General features: G+C 64.4%; 4 protein-coding genes. All 4 read left to right on the top strand.

Translation table 11 applies throughout. The features are described from left to right. The coding region (locus AC5RWX_RS31915; RefSeq protein WP_494100193.1) for an FCD domain-containing protein at positions 1-300 on the top strand (300 nt) is incomplete at its 5' end. Further along, positions 297-1,727 carry an amidase gene (locus AC5RWX_RS31910; RefSeq protein ID WP_494100192.1) on the top strand — a complete coding sequence of 477 codons (1,431 nt, stop codon included), beginning with the start codon at positions 297-299 and terminating at the stop codon, positions 1,725-1,727. The genes AC5RWX_RS31915 and AC5RWX_RS31910, both read left to right, overlap by 4 nt. Before the next feature lie 154 nt (positions 1,728-1,881). Beyond that, positions 1,882-2,697 carry a transporter substrate-binding domain-containing protein gene (locus tag AC5RWX_RS31905; protein ID WP_494100191.1) on the top strand — a complete coding sequence of 272 codons (816 nt, stop codon included), beginning with the start codon at positions 1,882-1,884 and terminating at the stop codon, positions 2,695-2,697. A 6-nt stretch (positions 2,698-2,703) separates the two neighbouring features. Beyond that, the coding region (locus AC5RWX_RS31900) for an ABC transporter permease subunit (RefSeq protein ID WP_494100190.1) at positions 2,704-2,955 on the top strand (252 nt) is incomplete at its 3' end.

Raw genomic sequence — 2,955 nt, 5'->3', positions numbered from 1 at the left:
GCAGTGGTGCAGGCAAACGTGGACTTCCATACGGCACTGGTTGACGCCGCCGGCCACCGCAGGCTCAGTGATGCCTACCGTTCGCTGATGATGCAGATGCAGCTCTGTATGGCAGCAAATGTCCTGAGCGAGGCCCGGACGAAGGGCGACCTTACCAAAGGGTGTGACCGGCACGCAGAGCTGCTGGACTGCCTCCGCTCCGGGGATCCCAAACGGATCCGTCGCGAGTTCGAGGAACATGGCGAGCGCGATTACCTCGAACGCCAGAGCGTCGACAGCAAGATTGTGGACGCCGGATGACGGCGTCGCTGCTGCACAGCCTTAATGCGGACTACCAGGACGCCACCGCGATCGCCGAGGCGGTACGGAAGGGATCCGTGACAGCCGCTGAAGTGGTCGCGGCTGCACGGCGTCGCGCCAGCGCCCCGGAGGCGAAGGCACTCAATGCATTTATCACGGAGGACTGGGACGGCGCGGCCGCCGCTGCAGCATCCCTAGACGAACGCCGGGCAGCAGGCGGGCAGCTCGGGCCACTGGCCGGAGTGCCTTTCAGCGTCAAAGACGTGATTGCCGTGGCCGGACTTCCGGTGACGGCCGCAAGCCGCGCTTTCGCAGGAACGGTCGCGACAACAACCTCCCCCGCCGTCCAGCGGCTGCTGGACGCCGACGCTATCCTGATCGGCAAGACCAACTGCCCCGAGTTCGCCTTCGGCGTCACCTGCGACAGCCCGCTCCTGGGCAGGACCGCCAACCCCCGGTATCCGGCCGCCACACCCGGCGGTTCCAGCGGCGGGGAAGCCGCTTCCCTCGCGGCAGGCATCTCTGCCCTGGGCGTGGGGACCGATTACGGCGGATCACTGCGCTGGCCCGCCCAATGCGTCGGAATTGCGGCCCTGCGGCCCGGCATCGGGTCGGTACCGGGCGAAGGACAGGTACCAGGGATGGACGGGAACTTCGGGGACGACGACGGCGTGCCCGCGGTCAGTCCCGGCATGCAGGGTGCGCTGCAGACCATTGGGCCCTTGGCACGGTCCGTGCGCGACCTCCGGACCGCGTACCTCGTCATGTCCGGCGCCGACGCCGGCGAACCCGGAAGCGAACCAGATTACAAGGGCACCGCTTTGCGCGTTGCTTGGAGCGACGGCAGCGTCTTTGGTCCGGTCCGCCGTGAAGTGACCGCGCTGTTGGAACAGCTGGCCGGCGCTGTGGCAGCCGAAGGCCACACCGTGTCCCAGCAGCCGGAGCTGCTTGCCGGGTGCCTGCCGGCTTACAACCGCCTGCGGGCGCTGGACCCAATGCTGGACCACGCGGCCGCCATCGCCGGCAGGGAAAGCAGCATCTCCGAGGCCAACCTGGCTACCATCCTTGCATCCCTGAAAACCGCGCCAGCGGAGACAGAGGAGGCCCGGGATGCCGCGGAAACGGCACGCGGGCAGGCTCTGAGTCAGATGGCTGCCGTGGACATCATCCTGCTTCCGGTCGCCGGGGGTCCGGCGGCCGACGTGGAGGGCTGCCTTGACGTGGACGGCCACCACTTGCAGGGATGGGAGATCATGGGGCACTGCAGGGCGGTGACCCTGACCGGGTGCCCAGTGGTGTCGCTGCCGGTGGGCATTTCCGCGGACGGGCTCCCCCTTTCCGTCCAAGTGGTGGCCAACCCTGGAGCCGAAACAACGGCCCTTGATTTCGCCGCCGTGCTGGAAAACTTGGCAATCCAGGACAGGTAAAGCTAACTCTCGGGGGCAAAGCGGAGTATCGGTCTGTGAAACTGTCTACAGAAGTCACAATTAACACTCCCGAAACGAAGCAGGCGATTTCCGGACACACTGAGCCCATAGCGTCTTCCTTGTCAGCAAACATCACTGGCAATGGATCACTGAAATGGGGAAGCAACGCATGTTTTCACGCAACAGCAAAGCCGCCGTCGTAGCCGCTCTGGCCGCTCTGGCCCTCGCTGCAAGCGGCTGCTCGGCCAGTAGCACCGCCTCTGCGGACACTGCACCGAAGGAAAAGTTCACCATCGCCACCAGCGGCACTTTCCGGCCCATTACCTTTTCTGAAGGCGGCAAGCTCACCGGCTTCGACATCGAAGTGGGCACCCTGATCGCCGACAAGTTGGGCATGGAAGCAGAATTCGTCGAAGGCCAGCTGACCGGCCTGCTCCCGGGCCTTAACAGCGGAAAGTTCGACGCCGTGATGTCCGGCCTGACAATGACCGAACCCCGCAAGCAGTCCATCACCTTCTCCACCCCCTACCTCGCCGACGGTGCGGTGGCCGTCGTGAAGAAAGACAACACGTCAGTGGAGCAGGTCAGCAAGCTGGACGGCCTTGTCGTCGGCGCCATCGGCGGGTCCGGCACGGAATCCGACGTCAAGGCCCTCGGCGGATTCACGGAGCTTAAGGCATACCCCGGCGCCCCGGAAGGATTCGCCGATGTTGCCGCCGGCAGGATTGACGTCTTTGCCACCGGCAGGATTGCAGCAGAGAACTTCATGAAGAACTCACCGCTCGCAGCCGAGCTGAAGATCGTTGGCGACGTTTACGGGACCAAGCCCGCCGGCGTCGGCCTTCCCAAGGACGATACAGAAATGAAGCCCAAAGTGGACAAGATCATCGAGGAGCTGAAGGCTGACGGAACCCTGGCGGAACTGAACCAGAAGTGGTTTGGGTTCACGGTCGAAGTTCCTGCCGCGTAATTTGCCATGAATGTCCCTGAGCCCGGCTCTGTTGCAGCCGAATACTTCCCGATCTTCCTGAGCGGTGCACTCACAACCCTGGGAATCGTGGCCGCAGCCATTGTCTGCGCCACTGCCCTGGGCTACGTGATCGCCACGCTGCGGCTCTCGAGGATCCGCGCCCTGCGGATCTTCGCCGCCGCCTATGTCTGGTTTTTCCGCGGCCTGCCGCTCATGTTGTCGCTGTTCTTCTTCTACTACACGAAGCCGTTCGGACTG

It is taken from the genome of Arthrobacter sp. SPT-J7 (genome assembly GCF_059089965.1).
Note: the sequence above shows the minus strand (reverse complement) of the source record. Positions and strands in the feature narration are given on the sequence as shown.

Excerpts from the sequence above, each read along its gene's own strand:
- AC5RWX_RS31910 (WP_494100192.1), top strand. The coding sequence starts at position 297 with ATGACGGCGTCGCTGCTGCACAGCCTTAATGCGGACTACCAGGACGCC.
- AC5RWX_RS31905 (WP_494100191.1), top strand. The coding sequence starts at position 1,882 with ATGGGGAAGCAACGCATGTTTTCACGCAACAGCAAAGCCGCCGTCGTA.